Here is an 18621-nt window from a genome sequence, read left to right as displayed (position 1 = left end):
CCTGTAATAGGTTTCTTCACAACATATCCAGCCACCATACAACCATTATAAATATCAGGAGGTTTTATTTATGAAATACGGTGTTGCCATTTTCCCTACAAAGAAACTTCAAGACTTAGCTAACTCCTATCGAAAGAGATATGATACGAAGTATGCGTTCATTCCACCGCACCTGACGCTTAAGTCAACGTTTGAAGCGACGGACATGGAAATTTCGGCGATTGCTGACCAAATAAAAGACATTGCCCAAAAGTGCAGGCCTTTTACGATGAATGTGACGAAAGCGAAGTCCTTCCAACCGGTAAGCAATACGATCTATTTCAAGGTGGAGCTATCCGAAGGGCTTCAGGAGCTGCATGATGCGCTGAACGATGAGAGTTTCATAAAAAGTGAAAATGAATATGCTTTCGTGCCGCACATCACCATCGCCCAAGATTTATCCGATAATGAACATTCCGATGTTTTAGGTCAGCTAAGCATGCTTGATGTCAGCCATGAAGAAGAAGTGAAGCGGATTCATCTGTTGTATCAGCTAGAGGACGGTGCCTGGACGGTATACGAAACATTTAGGTTAGGAGCTGAATAAAGCCGTGTTTGTAAAAATTGCCGAAAACAGCCAAGAGCGTGAAAAAGCGTATATGATTCGAAGGCAAGTATTCGTTCAAGAACAAAATGTTCCGATTGAAGAAGAAATCGATCAATACGAAGACGTTTCCACGCATTTCGTCTTATATAATGAGCAGGAACAGCCAGTCGGTGCAGGCCGCTTAAGGGACATCGACAACATCGGTAAAGTCCAACGCATCTGTGTCCTGGCAACAGGCAGGAAAAATGGGGCCGGTGCCATGATCATGAACGCAATCGAGGAATACGCCATCCAGCAGGGAATGCATCAATTGAAGCTTGATGCGCAAGTTCACGCCATACCGTTTTATTCCAAATTAGGATATGAGATTGTGTCCGATGAATTCATGGATGCTGGCATTCCTCATAAAACGATGATAAAAACTTTATCATGATACCAAAACGCTGTCCCTTCAGTCATCTGATGGACAGCGTTTTTTTGTTTGTTTCATCTTCCTTGATGATCGTTTTATAAAAAACCCTTTCCGTTCAATGGCAATCTCCGCAAAAATACATAGTCTATATATAGAAAGCAACAAGGAGGGATAATTTTATGGGTAACAATGAATTTAACCTGGAGGAGTCGCAAAAAAGATTAATGGAGCTACTTGTTTCAAGGACAATGAGAAAACATGGTTTCAAAAAGGAGAAAGTTGATCTAACTGAAAAAGAGAGAAACAACTTAAAAGAAACCATTCGCTATTTACAGGAGCAATCGCAAATTCTCATAAACCAGGAAAAAAACATCACGGAACACGATGTTAATCCAGTTACGAATTCCATTCATAATAAATTCACGGATTCCAAAAAAAAATGATTGACCATATCAGCTAATCAAACCTTACTTGCTGGCGAGAATTAAATTAACCAAGACATAGCAGCACTTACATTTCATTCTGAAACTCCAGCTTCTTTATCATTCATCCCCACACATCGATACTTTTCCGAAATATTTAAAAAAATAGACGAATTAATTGATTTATTCGTCCAACCAGAATAATCATCGAAGCATATTTTAATAGGGAATAAAACCTAAGGAGGAAAAAACGACATGAACCAAAATGTATACCGTAGCAACTGTAACACACATGAAAGCTGTGACAGATCTTGGTCAGCTCTAGATTCCGCTTCCAACCACCCCCTGACAGGATTTTGTAACGGCAACGATGACACACGTATTGACCAAGAGGCAAGACAGGATAATAATCAAGTTCAGCTTTCCGAAGAACTTATTTACATTAAAGATTCCTGTAATGTAAATGTCACTTCAACAGATGTTAAAGCTGCCCTTTCTCTTCAAGCTGCATTGCAAGCTGCAATTGCGGTCATCGTAAGCATTTCCATCGCAGATGCAGATAATGCCGAAAGAATCACTCAAGAATTGATCCAATCCTCTAATGTCAAACAAATCACGCGTCAAAAAACAATTGTTGAGAACAGCCGTGATATCGACATTACGACAACGGATGCACAAATCGCTCTTAACATCCAACTATTACTACAACTATTGTTAGCTCTAATCGTTGAAATAGACATCCTTTAAGAAATCAACACAAAAAGGACACTCACGTGTCCTCTTTTGTATTTCATGGCATTCTAGACCATAACGTTTAAGTAGACTCCCTTTCCCGTCATTGCAGCAGTCAGCTGGTTGCTGGCCCTCATGGCCATTTGCTTTTTATACGTGCCCGCTCCTGCCGTTCTTTCATGGGTACGCTGATGAACTTGATTGAATCCTTCAAAACTCCCCATTTCCTCCTCTAATACCTGAGTGAAACGGATGGGTTGAATGGGCGTCGTGCCTTTAACAATTCTTACTTTCTCTGCAGCTTCAACCGTCCTGTTGGCATATTGAATATAATCAAATTGTGTGACCGGCGCTATGTATCCCATGGTTTACCCTCCTTTTCATGTACGTATGCTGTCATTTAAATACCCGCCCAGAGTGAGAGGTAAACACCATTTCCACATTCTTTTTTCCTCATCTTCTGGTATGATGGGTATTGCCGATATTTTTAATAGATTAGAGGTATCCATTTATATGAATCAAGCAAAATCTGGCAATGAAATTGTACATATACATACCGTTTCAGCTGGTGAGCTGCAGACACTATTCGAAAAAGGGAAACGTGATCAGCTTTCTTGCGTCGTTTGTCAAAAGCCCGTCAAATTATTCATTGGCATTCATGAAACGCCCTATTTTTATCATAGTGACCCATCGCAGGCACCCTGTGTAATGCCATATTCCGAACCAATGAATCAGGACAAGCCCTTAGAATATATGGAACAGAATGGATTTAAGATCCCCAAGTCTCGAACCATTACCGAAACTAAAACCATTACGGAGCCTTTCCTTAGAAGCCGGCAGGTAACGGGAAATCCGCAATATTCACATAAAACCTCCTCCCTGGCACAATTAGAGGAACCATATTTCCAGGAATTATCCTCTTGCGGGGTCGTTCTAGATGCAGAGCAGCTTAAAGCCGTAAAAACGATCGATGGTCCCATTCTCGTCCTTTCTGGAGCAGGCAGCGGGAAAACCCGGGTATTAACGGTCCGTACTGCCTACATGCTTACGGTGAAGAAAATCGATCCAAGAAGCATCATGCTCGTGACATTTACCGCAAAGTCTGCTAAGGAGATGCAGCAGCGTCTGCTCAGTTATCCTAATATGACGCCTTCCCTCGTTTCCCAAGTCGTGAGCGGGACCTTTCATAGCATTTTTTATAAAATCCTGATTTTTCACGAACCATCCAAATGGCAACGCGATTTGCTATTGAAATGGGAATGGGAAAAAGAAAAGATCTTGAAACAAGCTGGTCGGGAAATGGAACTTGATGATAAGGAATTTGCGTACGATCAAGCACTCCAGCAAATCGGGCTCTGGAAAAACTCATTGGCTTTCCCCGAAGATATTCAACCTGATGACGAGTGGGAGAAATCCTGTTTATTCTTATATAAGAAATATGAAGAGTATAAAAAGCAAACAGGAAAATATGACTTTGATGATATGCTTGTCGGCTGCTATGTCTTCTTAAAAAATCACCCCGATTTTTTAAAGAAATACCAGCAACGATTTCAGTATTTCTTGGTGGATGAATTTCAGGATATCAATAAAGTTCAATACGAATTGATAAAACTCCTTTCTTCCGAATCAAAAAATGTGTGTGCGGTTGGAGATGATGATCAATCGATCTATTCCTTCAGGGGGAGCGATCCGAAATACATCCTGAATTTCAATCATGACTTCCCTCGATCCCAAGTTGTCAAGCTAACCGAAAATTATCGCTCTTCCCATCAAATCGTCGCCACTGCGAATCGATTGATCAAGCGCAACCAGAATCGGATGGAGAAGCAAATGCGGGCACAGCATGATTCAGGAAATCCGCCCGTATTATTTTATCCATATGATGAGGAATTGGAAGCAACGATGATCGTTAATGATATTCAAGAAAAAATCGCCAAAGGAGCAAATCCCGGGGACTTTGCCGTATTATACAGGACACACACAATGTCCAGGGCCATATTTGAAAGACTGGCCGCTTCCAACCTGCCATTTGTGATCGAGAAAGATGCAGATTCCTTTTATCAGCGCAGGGTCATACGCGGCATGCTGGCCTTCATGCGCTTAAGTTTGTTTCCTCATGATAGCAAGGCAGCAGCGGATGTTCTTTCCTCATTATTTTTAAGGCAAAGCATTTTGCAGGAATTAAAAGCACAAACCATATTGCAGGACTGTGATTATATCGATGCATTTGCTTACATCAAGACGGGGCATGCTTTCCAAGAAAAAAAATTAAAAACGATTCCAGGGCAAATCCGTTCTTTAAAGATTATGTCGCCGCTGGTTGCTTTGGAAATCATCGAAAAGGACTTGGGCTACCAGGATTATGTTAAAAAACGGGGCAACGAAGCGAATCTGGAAAAAGGCTCCGATGACATTCGAGACCTAAAGGTGGCAGCCAACCGTTTTCCTACAGTCGCCGCTTTCCTTGAGCATGTCGAACATATGACAGCCATGGTCCAAGAAATTAAACAGCTCTCGAAACATTTCAAGGATGCCATACAGCTTACCACCGTACACCGTTCCAAAGGCCTTGAATACAAGACCGTATATGTACTTGCTGCAGTCGATGGCAGCATTCCACATGATTTCGCACTTGAATCCTATCGAAAAGGGGAGCTTGCCCCTCTTGAGGAGGAACGACGACTGCTTTATGTTGCAGCGACAAGAGCCAAAACGGATCTTTACCTTTCCATCCTGCAAACAAGACGCGGACGGACCGCACATCCATCACGCTTCCTCAAGCTTTGACCTTACCTTGTTTTCAAAGCAGAGGGCAGGATTCAGCCATATGAAAAAGGCCTGCATCTAGAGCAGGCCTTGATTCATTATTTTTTATTTATCATATTGGAAATCGTCCCAAAGTCGAGTTTATTGCCTTCAGCTACGATGGAATGGACGATTTTGTCTTCCGTTTCCTTATTGACCGGTTTGTTCGCTATTTTTGAAACGCGTTTAATGACATTCCTGACGGTTGTTTCATCTTTGAAGTTGGCCCCTTGTAGAGAGTTTGCCAATTCTAATACATCTTTCATATTCACGCCCGTTTTACCTTCTATGTTTTTAAAAAAGTTATTATCCATACCTAAGCCCCTCCCTTTTCTGTACCTATCCTATGGTTTAAACAGAAAATGGTGCAAGGCCGATAAAATAAAAAGAAATGGAATAGGCTTCTTCTGCCTATTCCATTTACTTTAGCAGAAAGAAGCCCCTACAATGATCAATAGGATAAACAACACAACGATTATCGCGAACGTAGAACCGCCACCACCGTAGCCTCCGCCATAACTGCCGCCATATCCATAACCGCTGTTGCCGCAGCAACCGTAGCCACCGAAACCAAACATACTATATCACCTCGCTTTCGCTAAAAGCTTACTGATAACATATGTAGGTCTGGACAAATATGTATAGGCCATGTCCTAGTCCAGGCTGCCCATTTCCGATCCTATCCCTTTGGCCTGAAAACCAAAGCCCCGATAAATCCGAAGATGATGGCTGCCGAGATACCGGAGCTCGTGATTTCAAACATTCCTGTTAGTACGCCGACGATGCCATGTTTTTCGGATTCCATCATCGCACCGTTCACAAGGGAATTCCCAAATGAAACGATCGGTATCGTTGCTCCTGCGCCTGCAAAGTCAACAAGCGGTTCATATAAGTCAAACCCGCCAAGAACCGCCCCTATTACAACGAATAAACTTAGCGTATGTGCTGGTGTCAGCTTAGCAACATCAAAAAGAAGCTGGCCGACTACACAAATCAATCCACCGATGACAAAGGCCCAAAAAAACATCGCTAACATCCAAATCTCTCCTTTTTCATGAATTCATCCCATACTCGATGGATACCGCATGAGCAATGCACGGAATCGTTTCCTTTTGCTGGACCGATAACGGCGACAATAATGCCCCAGTAGCAACCAGCAGGATTTTTTTATAATGACCTGAAATCATTTGATTGAGGATATGTCCATATAAAACCACTGCTGAACATCCCGCGCCGCTGCCGCCCGCTAAAACGGGCTGGTCCTTTTTAAAAATCATCAAGCCGCAATCTTTGAATTTTTCCTGATTGATTTGACATCCCTTTTGTTTTAATAAATCCAGGGCGGTTTCCCTGCCCACTTGCCCTAAATCACCGGTAATAACCAAATCATAATCATCCGGACCCAATCCCGTATCTTTGAAATGGGCAAGGATCGTATCGACGGCAGCCGGGGCCATCGCTCCCCCCATATTGAACGGATCCTTCAGCCCCATGTCAATGACCTTGCCGATCGTGGCCGAAACCACATGCGGGTATTCGCCTTGCCTGCTTCCATTCGGAGCGACCAGTGCCACCCCCGCTCCCGTTATCGTCCACTGAGCTGTAGGAGGTTTTTGCCCTCCATATTCAGTCGGATAGCGGAATTGCTTTTCAACGGCTGCATTGTGGCTCGAGGCCCCTGTCAGCACGTAATTCGCCCCGCCATAATTTGTGATGAAGGCAGCCAATGCAAGCCCCTCCATTGAAGTGGAGCACGCCCCAAACAACCCGAAGTAGGGGATGCCATGCGTTCTTGCCGCAAAACTTGTTGGGGTAATCTGGTTAATTAAATCACCCGCCAAGAAAAACTGCACCTGCTCCTTTTCAATTTCTCCTTTTTCCAATGCAAGTTCCACAGCCTTCTCCATCAAGTGGCGATGGGCCTTCTCATACGAATCCTGCTCCATCCACAAATCTCCGTACAAAATATCGAAGTCGCCCGCGATTTCGCCATTTGCTTCAAACGGCCCGCCTGTTACTCCTGTTTCCAAAATGACTGGTTTATTGGCGAACATCCATGTTTGTTTTCCTTTTAACACCGTTTAGCCCCCAATCATTAAATAAATCGTTTTAATCAACGCCACGACAAAGGCTGAAAATACTCCAAATAAAATGACCGAGCCTGCCAATTTGAACATATTCGATCCGACCCCTAACACGAACCCCTCGGTCCTATGTTCGATGGCCGCTGAAATGACTGCATTACCAAACCCGGTAACCGGGACTGCACTCCCTGCCCCAGCGAACTGCCCAATTCGATCGTAGAAGCCGAAGCCTGTCATCAATAGGGCCAGGAATACCATGGTCGCAGTGGTTGGACTTCCAGCTGTCTGTTCGGTAAAGTTGAAAAAGTAAATATAAAAGTAAGAAATCGCTTGTCCCACCATGCAGAAGATCCCTCCTATCAAAAAAGCCTTCAAACAATTCTTCACTATCGGTCTTTTAATTTCATGCTTTCCTTGAAGCTGTTTATATGCATCCTGTTGGGGAGTCGTTTTCTCCTTGCCGCTCATCGTTCTGAACCTCGCTTTCTAAATCAATTCTTTTTGAAGTTCTTCAATTTCCTTGAACTTCTTCCGTGCCTTTTTCTCAGGAACGTTTTCTTTCTTAAGGAACTCATTCAACCTTAAAGATTCCAAAAAGATTTTATAATCACTCGATACGATGAAATCATACTTCGGGAATCTTTCCTCCAGGTGTTGGGTCACATTCTTTTCAATCTTCTTCATATGGAAACGTTGTAAATGTTTGACTTTATAAGCGACGATAATCTTTTTTTCATTTTTCACCACGATAACGTCATAAATCGTATCTTCATTTGCTACCGTTTCCTTCACCTTTGAGATCAGGCCTTTTTCATCTTCTTCATCCATCCCATTGATGATATCCATCGGCTTGGGATTCGTCCGTTTAATCAGAGCCAGATTCTCCGTTTTCCCGTCTCCTTGGCTGCTGCAGGCTGTCAGCATACACAAAGCAACCAAAAGGAGCATCCAGCTGCGATACACATATTTTCTTTTCCTGAACAAAAGAATCACATCCTAATTAATCGTTCTATTAGTATTTTCTTGTTTAATGGTTTTTTTATGAATGGTAGGATTAGGAAATAAAAAAACCTTCCCTAAACGGAAAGGTTTTTCTACTCAGTAATAGCCTTTATTTTTATTATTATTATTACAGCCACAGTCTTTCTTGATTTTGATTGGCTGATCCTTTTTCACCGGTTTGGCATAAGTCCATGGGCTCTGCTTCTTATTCAAGTTATGACGCCTCCTTTAAAGTCTATAACTTACTATATGAATGAAGAGACAAGTTGTTTCCAATCAAATGTCCATAATTTTACTGATTATGACCTCAATGATCGCTCCTACGGCCGCTACGGCAAGAATCAACACCACTATGTCCCCTATGAACCAACTTTGCAGGTGCAGGAATACCAAAAAAAGGCTGACCCAGACACCCACGCACCAAAAACAGCTAAGCAACTGTCCTCCCCAGCCAAGTAATCCCTTTTCTTTGGGAAGCAAATATATTTCCACTTCGCCTTCTGCATTCTTTTCCTCTATTTCCTTAAAAAAAGGGCGGCGCAGCGGCTCCATGATTTTATCGAATACAATCAATCGTGTCAGCCTGAAGGAGGCCAATCCTAATAGTACAAACAAGGTGAACTCATTATGCGGGAGAAACATTCTCTATTGCCCCCTTCACTTCGGTTCTTCAATTATTTTGGCATCGATGATATCAGGAAGAGCGACAAAGTGAATACGGTTGCCCCTTTTAATCTTCACCGATTCCCCCTTAATCCCCAATACGTGGAACCGAAGTGTTTCTCCGTTCATTACCGCTTCACACAATGGCTTCGGGAATCCTTGATGTTGGGATAATCGCGTTATGATATCGCGAGAAGATTCTTTTTTCTCGATTTTTTTCCGCTTTTTCTTTTCTGGCTTTACCGTTTCCTTTTCTGCTTGTTGAGGGGGCTCCGTCTGCTCGGATGGCGTTTGCACAGGAATATATTGATTGGTTATGTTCCTGATCGCGGTCATTTCCGTTTCGATTTCCTTCATGGCATCATATACACCGAATTCACGCTTAACTTCTTCTATTTTTTCTTCCTTTTGTTCTTGCTCCCCATGCTGTTCTTCCTGAAGCTCTGGCTCAACGGTATCAGGAGCCGTACTCTTTTTCGTCCGGAAATCCGTTTGCATATTTCCTCGCTGATCGGAAATCTTTGATGAATCGACATATAAAAGCGGCTTGGATTGTTTATCGTCATTCCTCTCTGCCATGTTCTTCCTCCTTAATATTTCAGAATATCGACAGACTGCAGCTGCTTCATATCGTATTGAACAACCTTTTTCCCAAATTTATGCCTTATATACAAATCGGATTTCTTTTTATATTCCAATTTCCCAAATAATGTACGGCCATTGATGATGAATTTACAAACGGGCTTGGGTGCAAAGGCTGGGAGTCGGGACAATAGCTCCACCAATTCCTCGGCACTATATGACGTGCTGATATTTTTTTCATTAAATGGCTTATGGCCCTTCATGTCATATACGGTTCGTTTCCCGATAGCACAAGGCAGATCGACTTTCTTCACGTCCATATGATGCCCCTCCTCCTTTTTCATTGGCCCCAATAGGGCTGAAAGCAGGTTTAAGCTGATTGTGTCTAGACAATGGAATATCTGCTCTATGTATCATTTATATGAAAATAAGCTTTTTTTATGCGTAAGATGTGACCGCGGAATAATCGGTTTCAGCCAAGCATAGGACGTCGGGATAATAATTTTTTAACATTGACTTAATTGAAAATGAAGATTAAACTTTAATTGTTATTGATTATCATTCTCATCTATTGGTGAACAAACACTTTTTAGAGAAAGGAAACCTTCGGCAGGATCCACAAGGCAAAAAATATTTTACTATAAGGAGAACTTCATTTTGAAAAAAATACTTTTACCCATCGTCTTCATCTTTACGCTTTTAGTCAGTGCCTGCGGCAATGCAGCCACTGAAAAAACATCGAGCGAAAAAAACAAAAAAAATACGATTACCTATCAGTCGGAAAATGGTGCGATTGAGGTCCCTGCAAACCCAAAACGGGTTATCGTTTTAGCATCTTATGCGGGAGATGTCATGTCACTTGGAGTAAATTTAGTTGGTGTAGAACCTTGGTCCAAAATGAACCCAAGGTTCAAAAAAAAATTAAAAGACGTACAATCGGTATCAGAAGATGAATTGGAAAAAATAATCGAATTGGATCCAGATTTGATCATCGGTGCAAGCACTACCAAAAATTTGGATAAGTTGAAGGAAATTGCCCCTACTGTAACTTATACATACGGTAAAGTGGATTATTTATCACAGCATTTGGAAATCGGTAAGCTGCTGAACAAGGAAAAAGAAGCACAAGCTTGGATTGATGATTATAAATCACGTGCGGCGGCAGCCGGAAAGCAAATTAAAGAAAAAATCGGGGAAGATGCTACCGTTACAGTGGTGGAAAGCTATGATAAGCAGCTTGCTGTGTTTGGAGATAATTGGGGAAGGGGCACCGAGGTCCTCTATCAAGAAATGGGATTAAAAATGCCCGACAAAGTAAAGGAAATGGTCCATAAGGAAGGCTATTATTCGATTTCCTTGGAAGTACTGCCCCAATATGTCGGCGACTATTTGGTCATTAGCAAATATAGGGATCAAGATAACTCTTTCCAAAACACCGATGTTTACAAACAAATGCCTGCAGTGAAAGAAAATCATGTATTCGAAGCAAATGGTAACGAGTTTATATTCAATGACCCTCTAACATTGGACTATCAATTGGAATTTTTCCAATCACATTTCTTGGATTAAATAAGAGGCTGCGCAGGGAGAATTCATCTTCCCTGCTTTTTATGGTTTAATGAAGAATAAGCTGAAGCCCCGTTTGCTCACCTATTGACGGAATAGGACTACAACCGTTTCTTGCCATAGCAGCCACTCCTATATTAAGGCCACGTCCGGCCACGGCAGTGGGGGTTTCCTTTAGTCCCGCATTCTATTGAGGGAGTATCTCGCTCCCTTTCTTTATAGTTAGTCCTCCTCATTGTGGTTGCAACACCAGCTTCATCTAGGAGCCAGGTTCAAGCGGATTTTAGAGAGCGGTTTGATTTAAGATAGCCCCCGTCAAAAATGCTTGAGGAAAATCAAAAGGGATCCGGAATGTTTTCATTCCGAATCCCTTTTTGGATTTGCTGTCATTACCCCATAATATGATATCCAGAATCGACATGGATATTTTCGCCGGTAATGCCGCGGGACATATCACTTAATAAAAAGAGGGCCGTATCGCCGACTTCTTCAGGAGTCGTTGTGCGGCGAAGAGGTGCCTCTTCCTCAATCTTCTTCAGGATGCTATTGAAGTCACGGACCCCTTTGGCCGATAACGTACGGATCGGGCCGGCCGAAATGGCATTCACACGGATGTTATCTTTGCCAAGATCGCTTGATAGGTAACGGACATTGGCTTCAAGCGAAGCCTTAGCCACACCCATTACATTATAGTTCGGCATGACGCGTTCACCGCCAAGGTACGTCATCGTGACTATGCTGCCGCCTTCAGGCATGAGATCTTTCGCTGCTTTGGCTACAGCCGTTAAAGAGAAAGAACTGATATTGTGGGCAAGCAAGAATCCTTCACGGCTTGTGTTGACGAACTCTCCGTCCAGTTCTTCCTTGTTCGCAAAAGCGACCGAATGGGCGACACCGTGGATGATGCCTACCTTTTCCTTAATGGCTGCAAAGCATGCCTCGATAGACTCGTCCTTCGTTACATCACATTGTAATATGATGGAAGGCTCACCTTCCAACGTGGAAGATAGTTCGATTACGCTTTTTTCCGTACGCTCTTTTCCATATGTGAATATCAGTTTTGCACCTGCTTTATGTAAGGAACGGGCAACTCCCCATGCAATACTTCTTTTATTCGCTACACCCATTATGACAAACGTTTTTCCTTCTAGTGAAAAAGTCATCTTGTGACCTCCTATTTTTAATACAAGTTATTAGTACCTGCTACTAATGACAGTATATCAAATTTTCATTAATAAAAACACCGTTTTCTCACCGAGGCCTGCATCCTTCAAGTTACAGTAAATAGCCCATGAACAATGTCGCCAATCCGAAATAAATCAGGATGCTGATCAGATCGTTGATCGTCGTAATGAAGGGTCCGGAAGCTACAGCTGGGTCGATCTTCATTTTATGCATGAGAAGCGGGACGATCGAACCTGCAAGCGTGGCTACGATTAACGTGATGAAAATTGAAATGCCCACCAATAATCCAAGCATTATATCATGCTGCCAAAAATAGACGATGAAAATGATCGATATTCCGCATGTAAGTCCGATGATGAGCCCGGTTCCAGCCTCTCGGAGCACCAGCTTCCATTTGCTTTCCTGTTCCAAATCCCCTGTTGCGATCCCTCTTACGGCTACTGCCAGTGCTTGTGTACCGGTATTACCGGCCATACCGCCAATCAATGGAATAAAAACGGCCAAAATCGCTTTTTGGCTGAGCGTCTCCTCGAATCGACCGATTAAACTTGCAGTCAATAAGCCTAAAAACAATAAGATCACCAACCACGGCAACCGTTTCTTCGCAGCAGAGAACGGACTTTTATCAACATGGTCCAGATCTGAAATTCCTGCCAATTTAGAATAATCATCGGATGCTTCTTCATCCATTACATCAATGATGTCGTCTACCGTAATGATTCCTAACAGATGATTTTGAAAATCGACGACTGGTACGGCGAGGAAATTATAATCCCGTATTTTACGGGCCACCTCTTCTTGGTCCTCCGAGACAGGTACGGATACGACCCGGTCATCCATCAAATCGCTGATCAAAGCATCTTCATCAGCGATAATCAAGGTACGGAGCGATAACACCCCCAACAGTCTCTTTTCTTCATCTATGACGAAGACATAATAGATCGTTTCTGCTTGGGGGGCTTCCCTTTTTAAAATCTGCAATGCCGAACGAGCCGTTTCATTCGCCTCAATGGCGATGAACTCCGTCGTCATTATGCTTCCTGCCGTTGATTCCTCATAATTTAAAAGCTCCTGGATTTCACTGGCTGCTTCATCATCCATGATCGTCAAATAGCTGACAGCCTGTTCATCATTGATCTCATTCAACACATCTGCAGCGTCATCGGCATACATATGCGAAAGCATATCGGCTACATAGGAAGGATTCATTTCTGCAAGCAGACTTTCGTAATCCTCTTCCTCTATTTCAATATTTTCAAAAAGGTCCGCCATTTCTTCAGGTGACAAGTACCTGTAAACGATGGACCTTGATTCGTCCGACAAGCTTGTATAAAATTGAGCCTGATCATATGGATGCATGTCAAGGAACTCCGTACGGAATTTATCCAAATTCTCCGTTTCAAGAGCTTCATGCAAAAGGTCATGATTCGTTTGTTTACTTTCTTTTTCCAGTTCCTTCATCTCCTCCATACCTATACACCTCCTAAAACGCACTTTTTAATTTCTTCGTTTATATTTTATTTTTTTTATTAATACTATACTAATACCATAAACATATACAAAACAAACAAAGGATGTGACTAATGAACATCGATATCATCGGGGACATTCACGGATGCTTCCCCGAATTCAAGCAGCTAACAAAAAATATGGGCTATACGTGGGAAACCGGGATACCAATCCATCCTTCCGGCAGGATTCTTGGATTTGTTGGCGATTTGACAGACCGCGGCCCAAGCTCCCTCCAGGTGATCGAGGTTGTCCATGAATTGGTCATAAATCAAAAACTTGCAAAATATGCCCCAGGTAATCATTGCAATAAGCTGTATCGTTATTTGTCGGGCAATAAGGTCCAAGTATCACATGGATTGGAGACTACAGTAGCTGAATATCAATCCCGGAGCATTCGGGAACAAAAGAAGATCCGCAAAAAATTCATGGAATTATATGAACGCTCCCCCCTCTATCAACACCTGGATGATGGCCGTTTAATCATTGCGCATGCCGGCATCCGGAGGGAGTATATCGGCCAATATGGGAGTAAGGTGAAAACCTTCGTTCTCTATGGTGATATCAACGGCTCCAAACATCCAGACGGTTCTCCGATCAGAAAGGATTGGGCCCGGTCCTACGAAGGAGATGCCTGGATCGTGTATGGACATACACCAGTCCCAAATGCCCGACAAGTCAATCGTACATACAACATTGATACCGGCTGCGTCTTCGGCGGCAAATTGACAGCGATCCGTTATCCTGAAATGGAACTTCAAGATGTACCTTCTTCCATGCCCTACCTAGCAGAAAAATTCAGGACTTCTTTCGATTAATCAAAAAAACTCGCCAACTTGGTGAGTTTTTTTGCTTCTATGAATGTTTTTCATTCGCTTGTTTTCGATTACTCCAGCACTGTCCTGATGAAAGGAATCACATTTCTCACTTCACTTCGAGCAAATTCTTCATATCTTCAGGCAGCTCTTCCTGAAACAACATCATCCTCTTCGTGAAGGGATGCAAAAATTTCAATTCAAAACAATGAAGGGCTTGGCGATTGATTTCCGTCCTGCTGCCTCCATATAAATCATCACCTGCCAGGGGATGCCCGATATGAGCCATATGCACCCTGATTTGGTGCGTCCGCCCGGTTTGGAGTTCCAATTTGAGGAATGTATGGGAAGCAGTGTGTGCCAATACCTGGAATAACGTACGGGCATGCCTGCCATCGTTGCGGACTTCCCGTTCAATGATGCTCGTCGATTTCCTTCCGATAGGGGCGTCGACCACACCTCCAGGCCCGGCAACAAGCCCTTCGGAAATGGCTTGGTATCTCCGTTTCACCTGGCCCATTTTTTGCTGCCCACTCAAAAGATGATGGATATGCCGATGCTTGGCAATTAAAACAAGTCCGGACGTATCCCTATCCAGCCTTGTAACGATATGGATCGTTGCCTGTATTCCCGTTTTCTTATAATAGCCGGCCAAGCCATTTGCCAGACTGCCATTTGGATGCTCCCGGGACGGGATGGTATTCATGGCAGGCGGCTTGACCACCACCAATACGAATTCATCTTCATACTTGACATCCAGGGGGATCGGTTCCGGCAAAAGTCCTCCGCTTGCCAGCTCTGGGGGAAATATGACCGTCACGACATCCCCAGCTTCAATACGTTCCCTGACGGTGACGATAATGCCATTCACCAAGATAGATCCGCCTTTAAACTTAATATCCGTTAATGCCCGCTTTGAAATATCGCATTTGCTGAGAAACTCTCGCAATAAAGATCCGGAATCCTCTTCAAGAACCGACCAAGTCAAAGAAAAATTTTGATTTGACATGAGATGAGTTTATCTCCTTAATTAGCAATGAATGAATCATGCACTCTTTTCCAGAATGGAAAAGGGCGGAATCTGGCAAAGCGGATCTTTTCATCAGCCACTCGGCACTGAATCGACTTTACATCCTCTTGAAGAAGGGTTAAATGATCGATGGTAATTTGAAAATTGACCGCATTCACAGGCCGGAACATACACGTATGGTGCGCCGGCAGCAATAGCGGCGAACCGACAGTCCTGAACACACGATTATTGATGGATGCCAATTCGGTGATCTGGATGGCATCGATGGATGGGTGGACGATGGCTCCCCCAAGAGCCTTATTATATGCCGTGCTGCCCGATGGGGTCGCGATGCACAGACCATCCCCACGGAACGTTTCGAAATGCTGGCCGCGTATCTCGACATCCATCACGAGCGTGCCTTCAACGCTTTTGACTGTCGATTCATTCAAAGCCAAAAACCTGGCCTCACGTCCTCCATGCTGATAGCGGACAATCGTTTCCAGCAAAGGATATTCCACAATTTGAAAGGGGGTTTTTGCTAGCGCTATCACCAATTTTTCTATTTCATCCGGCGTCCAATCCGCGTAAAAACCCAGATGCCCAGTATGCACACCAACAAAGGCCGTTTTGTCCAAACGATTCTTATAACGGTGGAAAGCATATAATAATGTGCCATCACCGCCGACCGAAATGACAATATCCGGCTGATCCTCGTCATAGTCCAACTGAAAGTCCTGGAGATACGTTCGCATCCTTTGCATCAAGGTATTCGATTTTGCATCCCCTTTTGACGTAATCGCAAATTTCATGTAATCCCACCTTACCTTTAGATAACTTTGTATTTACTATTTCATGCGTTCAAGAATCTTTCTTCCTTGAAAAAAGGCGCTGTGCTTCCTGGATTTCCGTCCGGATCTGCGACATCTCTGCATCAAGCAGGAAAGCCGCTTCAGCCGCACGTTTCAGCCGCAGTTGGATATCTTCCGGAAAAATGCCTTTATATTTATAATTTAACGAATGTTCAATCGTCGCCCAAAAATTCATTGCGAGTGTCCTGATTTGAATTTCGGCAAGGATATTTTTTTCGCCATGTATCGTCTGGACCGGATAACGTATGACCACATGATAAGAACGGTAGCCGCTTGCTTTTTTATGGGAAATATAATTCCTTTCCTCAACGATCTCGAAATCATTGCGGCCACGTAACAGTTCAACCACTTGTGCGATATCATCCACAAACTGGCACATCATCCTAAGACCTGCAATATCCTGAATCTCGGTTCCCAATTTATCAATCGGAATGTCCTTCAGACTTGCCTTATCCAAAATGCTGACAATCGGCTTTACCCTGCCCGTAACAAATTCGATGGGGGAGTGAATATTCTCACGCTCAAACTGCTTCCTTAATCCCTTTAGCTTAACCTTCAATTCTTCGACAGCCTGTGTATAAGGCGCCAAGAAATCGTCCCAACTCTCCATTGCCACACCACCTATATCTATCTAAAAAGCGCCTGTTCAACTCTGGTATGGGCAGGACGCTCTCTCCTTATCCAGCGGTTATAGGACACATTGCCTTCAACCCTGGATCCGATGAAATCCTTCACTGATAAAAAATATGTATGAGTTCTCTTTTTATGGAATCCACATCATGTGTTCAACGTTTATATTTTATCATAACCTGCAAATGATTCCTAAATATTCAAGTACAATAGCGAAAATTTATTGCCTTCCATTTGACAGCCGGACTGGTTCTTATATGATTGATTTAAATTAAAGATCAGAAAGGGAGAAACAAATGGACCAGCATATAGAAATCGAGTTTAAAAACCTTTTGGACGAAAAAGAATTCCGGCAGCTGATCGATCATTTCGAGATCGATGCCGCCGATTTTACATCACAGCATAATCATTATTTCGATACATCTGAATTCGAATTGAAAAAACGCAGCTCTGCGCTCCGGATTCGGGAGAAAAACAATCGTTATGAATTGACTTTAAAGCAGCCCGCTACAGAGGGACTATTGGAAACCAACCAAGACATCACCGCCGAAGCTGCCACAGCGTTTCTGAAGCATGGCACTTTCCCTGAAGGGCTGATCTTACGGCTCCTCACGGCAGAGGGATTCGATCCGGGAGCCTTTGCCTGCTTCGGGACTCTGCAGACGGACAGGTTTGAATTCCCATACAAGCAGGGGTTGCTCGTCTTGGATCATAGCTCATATCTAAATCAAGAGGACTTTGAGCTTGAATACGAAGTGACGGACGCAAAGGCGGGGAAAAATATTTTCCTAACCCTGCTTCAAACCCTTCAAATTCCTGAAAGAAAAACCGAAAATAAAGTTAAGAGGTTTTATCGTGCCAAATTCAGGGATTAATCCTGCTTGAACCACAATCGGAGGTGAGGAGTTTGAAAGTACAGGATTTCAAAACTTTTATCGAATTGCAGGCCCTACAGCCATTCACAAATAAAAACCATACAAATATGCCTTCATCGCAATCGATTTTTCAGGACATGCTGTCTGAACTCGTATCGGGTGATACGCTAGACGGCGCGTCGCAAAGATTGGGTTCGTTATTATCCACTGTGGAAACGGAAGCGAACTCCATCCTTCAATCAAGGGACGCAGCATCGATGGTCCCCAACACCCCTGTCTCCCCTGCCCCGGCAGGACGGGAGATGAGCGAAACCGGATCAAATTACGATGAAATCATCAGCCAGGCAGCCACTTTGTATAAGCTCCCGGAAAAGCTGATTAAGTCGGTCATCAAACAGGAATCGAACTTTGACCCTAAAGCGGTCAGTTACGCCGGCGCGGCCGGGCTTATGCAATTAATGCCCGCAACCGCCAGAAGCCTTGGAGTGAATGATGCCACGGATCCCGAACAAAACATCATGGGCGGAAGTAAATATTTAAGCCAGATGATGGCCCGTTATGACGGAAACATCCAACTCGCCCTTGCGGCTTATAACGCAGGACCGGGAAATGTGGATAAATATAACGGCATTCCACCATTCAAAGAAACAAAGAATTATGTTCAAAGCGTTTACGGGACATTTTTAAGTTAATGATAACTGACCCTTCTAGTATTCGGGGGTCAGTTTTTTCATGTTCACTCACTACCTCCAGCAGTGCAACCTAGACCCGGCTTCCCCCCCTTCTCCCGCTGTGTCATACTACAGATGTAAAATTTTCTTCAAGCTATATATTTGTTATATCAGGACGTCATTGATAAAATATGAATAATA

At 43.4% G+C, this 18621-nt stretch carries 24 protein-coding genes; 9 read left to right on the top strand and 15 right to left on the bottom strand.

Annotation, left to right across the window (positions count from 1 at the left end; translation table 11 throughout):
- Positions 1–70: 70 nt before the first annotated feature.
- The 4 genes from MHI53_RS06600 to MHI53_RS06585 all read left to right on the top strand — a co-directional run bounded on the left by MHI53_RS06600 (position 71) and on the right by MHI53_RS06585 (position 2167).
- Positions 71–586, top strand: a complete 516-nt coding sequence (locus MHI53_RS06600) for a YjcG family protein (RefSeq protein ID WP_340373071.1) — start codon at positions 71–73, stop codon at positions 584–586.
- Positions 587–590: 4 nt separating this feature from the next.
- Positions 591–1019, top strand: a complete 429-nt coding sequence (locus tag MHI53_RS06595) for a GNAT family N-acetyltransferase (RefSeq protein WP_061143415.1) — start codon at positions 591–593, stop codon at positions 1017–1019.
- A gap of 158 nt (positions 1020–1177) precedes the next feature.
- Positions 1178–1441 (top strand): hypothetical protein, encoded by a 264-nt coding sequence (locus tag MHI53_RS06590; RefSeq protein ID WP_061143414.1) that lies wholly within the window; start codon positions 1178–1180, stop codon positions 1439–1441.
- Between the two features lie 234 nt (positions 1442–1675).
- A complete protein-coding gene (locus MHI53_RS06585; RefSeq protein ID WP_061143413.1) occupies positions 1676–2167 on the top strand; it encodes a spore coat protein in 492 nt (163 codons plus the stop codon).
- Between the two features lie 53 nt (positions 2168–2220).
- On the opposite strand, the gene MHI53_RS06580 is transcribed toward MHI53_RS06585, so the two are convergent.
- On the bottom strand, positions 2221–2517 hold the full coding sequence (locus MHI53_RS06580; protein ID WP_340373070.1) for a hypothetical protein: 297 nt from the start codon (positions 2515–2517) through the stop codon (positions 2221–2223).
- 148 nt (positions 2518–2665) lie between these two features.
- Here MHI53_RS06580 and MHI53_RS06575 point away from each other — a divergent pair, with 148 nt between their 5' ends.
- Positions 2666–4939 carry an ATP-dependent helicase gene (locus MHI53_RS06575; protein ID WP_340373069.1) on the top strand — a complete coding sequence of 758 codons (2274 nt, stop codon included), beginning with the start codon at positions 2666–2668 and terminating at the stop codon, positions 4937–4939.
- Positions 4940–5016: 77 nt separating this feature from the next.
- Here MHI53_RS06575 and MHI53_RS06570 read toward each other — a convergent pair whose 3' ends face one another.
- The 9 genes from MHI53_RS06570 to MHI53_RS06530 form a co-directional block, all read right to left on the bottom strand.
- The gene (locus MHI53_RS06570) at positions 5017–5271 is read right to left on the bottom strand and encodes a stage VI sporulation protein F (protein ID WP_034314458.1); all 255 of its coding nucleotides are present in this window, start codon (positions 5269–5271) and stop codon (positions 5017–5019) included.
- Between the two features lie 111 nt (positions 5272–5382).
- Positions 5383–5535, bottom strand: coding sequence for a YjcZ family sporulation protein (locus MHI53_RS06565; RefSeq protein ID WP_081092502.1), 153 nt, complete (start codon positions 5533–5535; stop codon positions 5383–5385).
- A 101-nt stretch (positions 5536–5636) separates the two neighbouring features.
- The gene (gene spoVAE / locus MHI53_RS06560; RefSeq protein ID WP_061143410.1) at positions 5637–5993 is read right to left on the bottom strand and encodes a stage V sporulation protein AE; all 357 of its coding nucleotides are present in this window, start codon (positions 5991–5993) and stop codon (positions 5637–5639) included.
- 16 nt (positions 5994–6009) lie between these two features.
- Positions 6010–7035 (bottom strand): stage V sporulation protein AD, encoded by a 1026-nt coding sequence (spoVAD, locus tag MHI53_RS06555; protein ID WP_340373068.1) that lies wholly within the window; start codon positions 7033–7035, stop codon positions 6010–6012.
- Positions 7036–7038: 3 nt separating this feature from the next.
- Positions 7039–7509 (bottom strand): stage V sporulation protein AC, encoded by a 471-nt coding sequence (spoVAC, locus tag MHI53_RS06550; RefSeq protein ID WP_340373067.1) that lies wholly within the window; start codon positions 7507–7509, stop codon positions 7039–7041.
- A gap of 18 nt (positions 7510–7527) precedes the next feature.
- A complete protein-coding gene (locus MHI53_RS06545) occupies positions 7528–8025 on the bottom strand; it encodes a YhcN/YlaJ family sporulation lipoprotein (protein ID WP_061143407.1) in 498 nt (165 codons plus the stop codon).
- Between the two features lie 294 nt (positions 8026–8319).
- A complete protein-coding gene (locus MHI53_RS06540; RefSeq protein ID WP_061143406.1) occupies positions 8320–8685 on the bottom strand; it encodes a DUF1360 domain-containing protein in 366 nt (121 codons plus the stop codon).
- Between the two features lie 15 nt (positions 8686–8700).
- Positions 8701–9285: a hypothetical protein gene (locus tag MHI53_RS06535; RefSeq protein ID WP_340373066.1), complete on the bottom strand. Its 585-nt coding sequence runs from the start codon at positions 9283–9285 to the stop codon at positions 8701–8703.
- An 11-nt stretch (positions 9286–9296) separates the two neighbouring features.
- Positions 9297–9608, bottom strand: coding sequence for a hypothetical protein (locus tag MHI53_RS06530; protein WP_061143404.1), 312 nt, complete (start codon positions 9606–9608; stop codon positions 9297–9299).
- 337 nt (positions 9609–9945) lie between these two features.
- Here MHI53_RS06530 and MHI53_RS06525 point away from each other — a divergent pair, with 337 nt between their 5' ends.
- A complete protein-coding gene (locus tag MHI53_RS06525) occupies positions 9946–10857 on the top strand; it encodes an iron-hydroxamate ABC transporter substrate-binding protein (RefSeq protein WP_340373065.1) in 912 nt (303 codons plus the stop codon).
- Between the two features lie 386 nt (positions 10858–11243).
- Here the strand turns inward: MHI53_RS06525 and fabI are convergent, their stop codons facing one another.
- Entirely contained in the window at positions 11244–12017 is a 774-nt protein-coding gene (fabI, locus tag MHI53_RS06520) for an enoyl-ACP reductase FabI (RefSeq protein WP_340373064.1), read from the bottom strand.
- Positions 12018–12129: 112 nt separating this feature from the next.
- Complete coding sequence (gene mgtE / locus MHI53_RS06515) at positions 12130–13509, bottom strand: magnesium transporter (protein WP_061143401.1); 1380 nt, start codon at positions 13507–13509, stop codon at positions 12130–12132.
- 113 nt (positions 13510–13622) lie between these two features.
- Between mgtE and prpE the strand changes: the two genes are divergently transcribed.
- Complete coding sequence (gene prpE / locus MHI53_RS06510) at positions 13623–14366, top strand: bis(5'-nucleosyl)-tetraphosphatase PrpE (RefSeq protein WP_340373063.1); 744 nt, start codon at positions 13623–13625, stop codon at positions 14364–14366.
- A gap of 106 nt (positions 14367–14472) precedes the next feature.
- Here the strand turns inward: prpE and MHI53_RS06505 are convergent, their stop codons facing one another.
- The 3 genes from MHI53_RS06505 to MHI53_RS06495 are packed head-to-tail and all read right to left on the bottom strand — an operon-like array spanning position 14473 to position 16854.
- Positions 14473–15372 carry an RluA family pseudouridine synthase gene (locus MHI53_RS06505; RefSeq protein ID WP_061143399.1) on the bottom strand — a complete coding sequence of 300 codons (900 nt, stop codon included), beginning with the start codon at positions 15370–15372 and terminating at the stop codon, positions 14473–14475.
- A gap of 17 nt (positions 15373–15389) precedes the next feature.
- On the bottom strand, positions 15390–16184 hold the full coding sequence (locus MHI53_RS06500) for an NAD kinase (RefSeq protein ID WP_061143398.1): 795 nt from the start codon (positions 16182–16184) through the stop codon (positions 15390–15392).
- A gap of 49 nt (positions 16185–16233) precedes the next feature.
- Positions 16234–16854, bottom strand: a complete 621-nt coding sequence (locus MHI53_RS06495) for a GTP pyrophosphokinase family protein (RefSeq protein ID WP_061143397.1) — start codon at positions 16852–16854, stop codon at positions 16234–16236.
- 316 nt (positions 16855–17170) lie between these two features.
- Here MHI53_RS06495 and MHI53_RS06490 point away from each other — a divergent pair, with 316 nt between their 5' ends.
- Positions 17171–17749 (top strand): CYTH domain-containing protein, encoded by a 579-nt coding sequence (locus MHI53_RS06490; RefSeq protein WP_061143396.1) that lies wholly within the window; start codon positions 17171–17173, stop codon positions 17747–17749.
- 32 nt (positions 17750–17781) lie between these two features.
- The gene (locus MHI53_RS06485; protein ID WP_061143395.1) at positions 17782–18441 is read left to right on the top strand and encodes a lytic transglycosylase domain-containing protein; all 660 of its coding nucleotides are present in this window, start codon (positions 17782–17784) and stop codon (positions 18439–18441) included.
- The last annotated feature ends 180 nt before the right edge of the window (positions 18442–18621 follow it).

Source organism: Peribacillus sp. FSL E2-0218 (genome assembly GCF_037992945.1).
GTDB lineage: Bacteria > Bacillota > Bacilli > Bacillales > DSM-1321 > Peribacillus > Peribacillus simplex_B.
Note: the sequence above shows the minus strand (reverse complement) of the source record. Positions and strands in the feature narration are given on the sequence as shown.

What these genes read in the sequence shown, in the direction of transcription:
- MHI53_RS06600 (WP_340373071.1), top strand. Translation starts at nt 71, where the DNA reads ATGAAATACGGTGTTGCCATTTTCCCTACAAAGAAACTTCAAGACTTA.
- MHI53_RS06590 (WP_061143414.1), top strand. Translation starts at nt 1,178, where the DNA reads ATGGGTAACAATGAATTTAACCTGGAGGAGTCGCAAAAAAGATTAATG.
- MHI53_RS06585 (WP_061143413.1), top strand. Translation starts at nt 1,676, where the DNA reads ATGAACCAAAATGTATACCGTAGCAACTGTAACACACATGAAAGCTGT.
- MHI53_RS06580 (WP_340373070.1), bottom strand. Translation starts at nt 2,517, where the DNA reads ATGGGATACATAGCGCCGGTCACACAATTTGATTATATTCAATATGCC.
- MHI53_RS06575 (WP_340373069.1), top strand. Translation starts at nt 2,666, where the DNA reads ATGAATCAAGCAAAATCTGGCAATGAAATTGTACATATACATACCGTT.
- MHI53_RS06570 (WP_034314458.1), bottom strand. Translation starts at nt 5,271, where the DNA reads ATGGATAATAACTTTTTTAAAAACATAGAAGGTAAAACGGGCGTGAAT.
- MHI53_RS06565 (WP_081092502.1), bottom strand. Translation starts at nt 5,535, where the DNA reads ATGTTTGGTTTCGGTGGCTACGGTTGCTGCGGCAACAGCGGTTATGGA.
- spoVAE (WP_061143410.1), bottom strand. Translation starts at nt 5,993, where the DNA reads ATGTTAGCGATGTTTTTTTGGGCCTTTGTCATCGGTGGATTGATTTGT.
- spoVAC (WP_340373067.1), bottom strand. Translation starts at nt 7,509, where the DNA reads ATGAGCGGCAAGGAGAAAACGACTCCCCAACAGGATGCATATAAACAG.
- MHI53_RS06540 (WP_061143406.1), bottom strand. Translation starts at nt 8,685, where the DNA reads ATGTTTCTCCCGCATAATGAGTTCACCTTGTTTGTACTATTAGGATTG.
- MHI53_RS06535 (WP_340373066.1), bottom strand. Translation starts at nt 9,285, where the DNA reads ATGGCAGAGAGGAATGACGATAAACAATCCAAGCCGCTTTTATATGTC.
- MHI53_RS06530 (WP_061143404.1), bottom strand. Translation starts at nt 9,608, where the DNA reads ATGGACGTGAAGAAAGTCGATCTGCCTTGTGCTATCGGGAAACGAACC.
- fabI (WP_340373064.1), bottom strand. Translation starts at nt 12,017, where the DNA reads ATGACTTTTTCACTAGAAGGAAAAACGTTTGTCATAATGGGTGTAGCG.
- mgtE (WP_061143401.1), bottom strand. Translation starts at nt 13,509, where the DNA reads ATGGAGGAGATGAAGGAACTGGAAAAAGAAAGTAAACAAACGAATCAT.
- prpE (WP_340373063.1), top strand. Translation starts at nt 13,623, where the DNA reads ATGAACATCGATATCATCGGGGACATTCACGGATGCTTCCCCGAATTC.
- MHI53_RS06505 (WP_061143399.1), bottom strand. Translation starts at nt 15,372, where the DNA reads ATGTCAAATCAAAATTTTTCTTTGACTTGGTCGGTTCTTGAAGAGGAT.
- MHI53_RS06500 (WP_061143398.1), bottom strand. Translation starts at nt 16,184, where the DNA reads ATGAAATTTGCGATTACGTCAAAAGGGGATGCAAAATCGAATACCTTG.
- MHI53_RS06495 (WP_061143397.1), bottom strand. Translation starts at nt 16,854, where the DNA reads ATGGAGAGTTGGGACGATTTCTTGGCGCCTTATACACAGGCTGTCGAA.
- MHI53_RS06490 (WP_061143396.1), top strand. Translation starts at nt 17,171, where the DNA reads ATGGACCAGCATATAGAAATCGAGTTTAAAAACCTTTTGGACGAAAAA.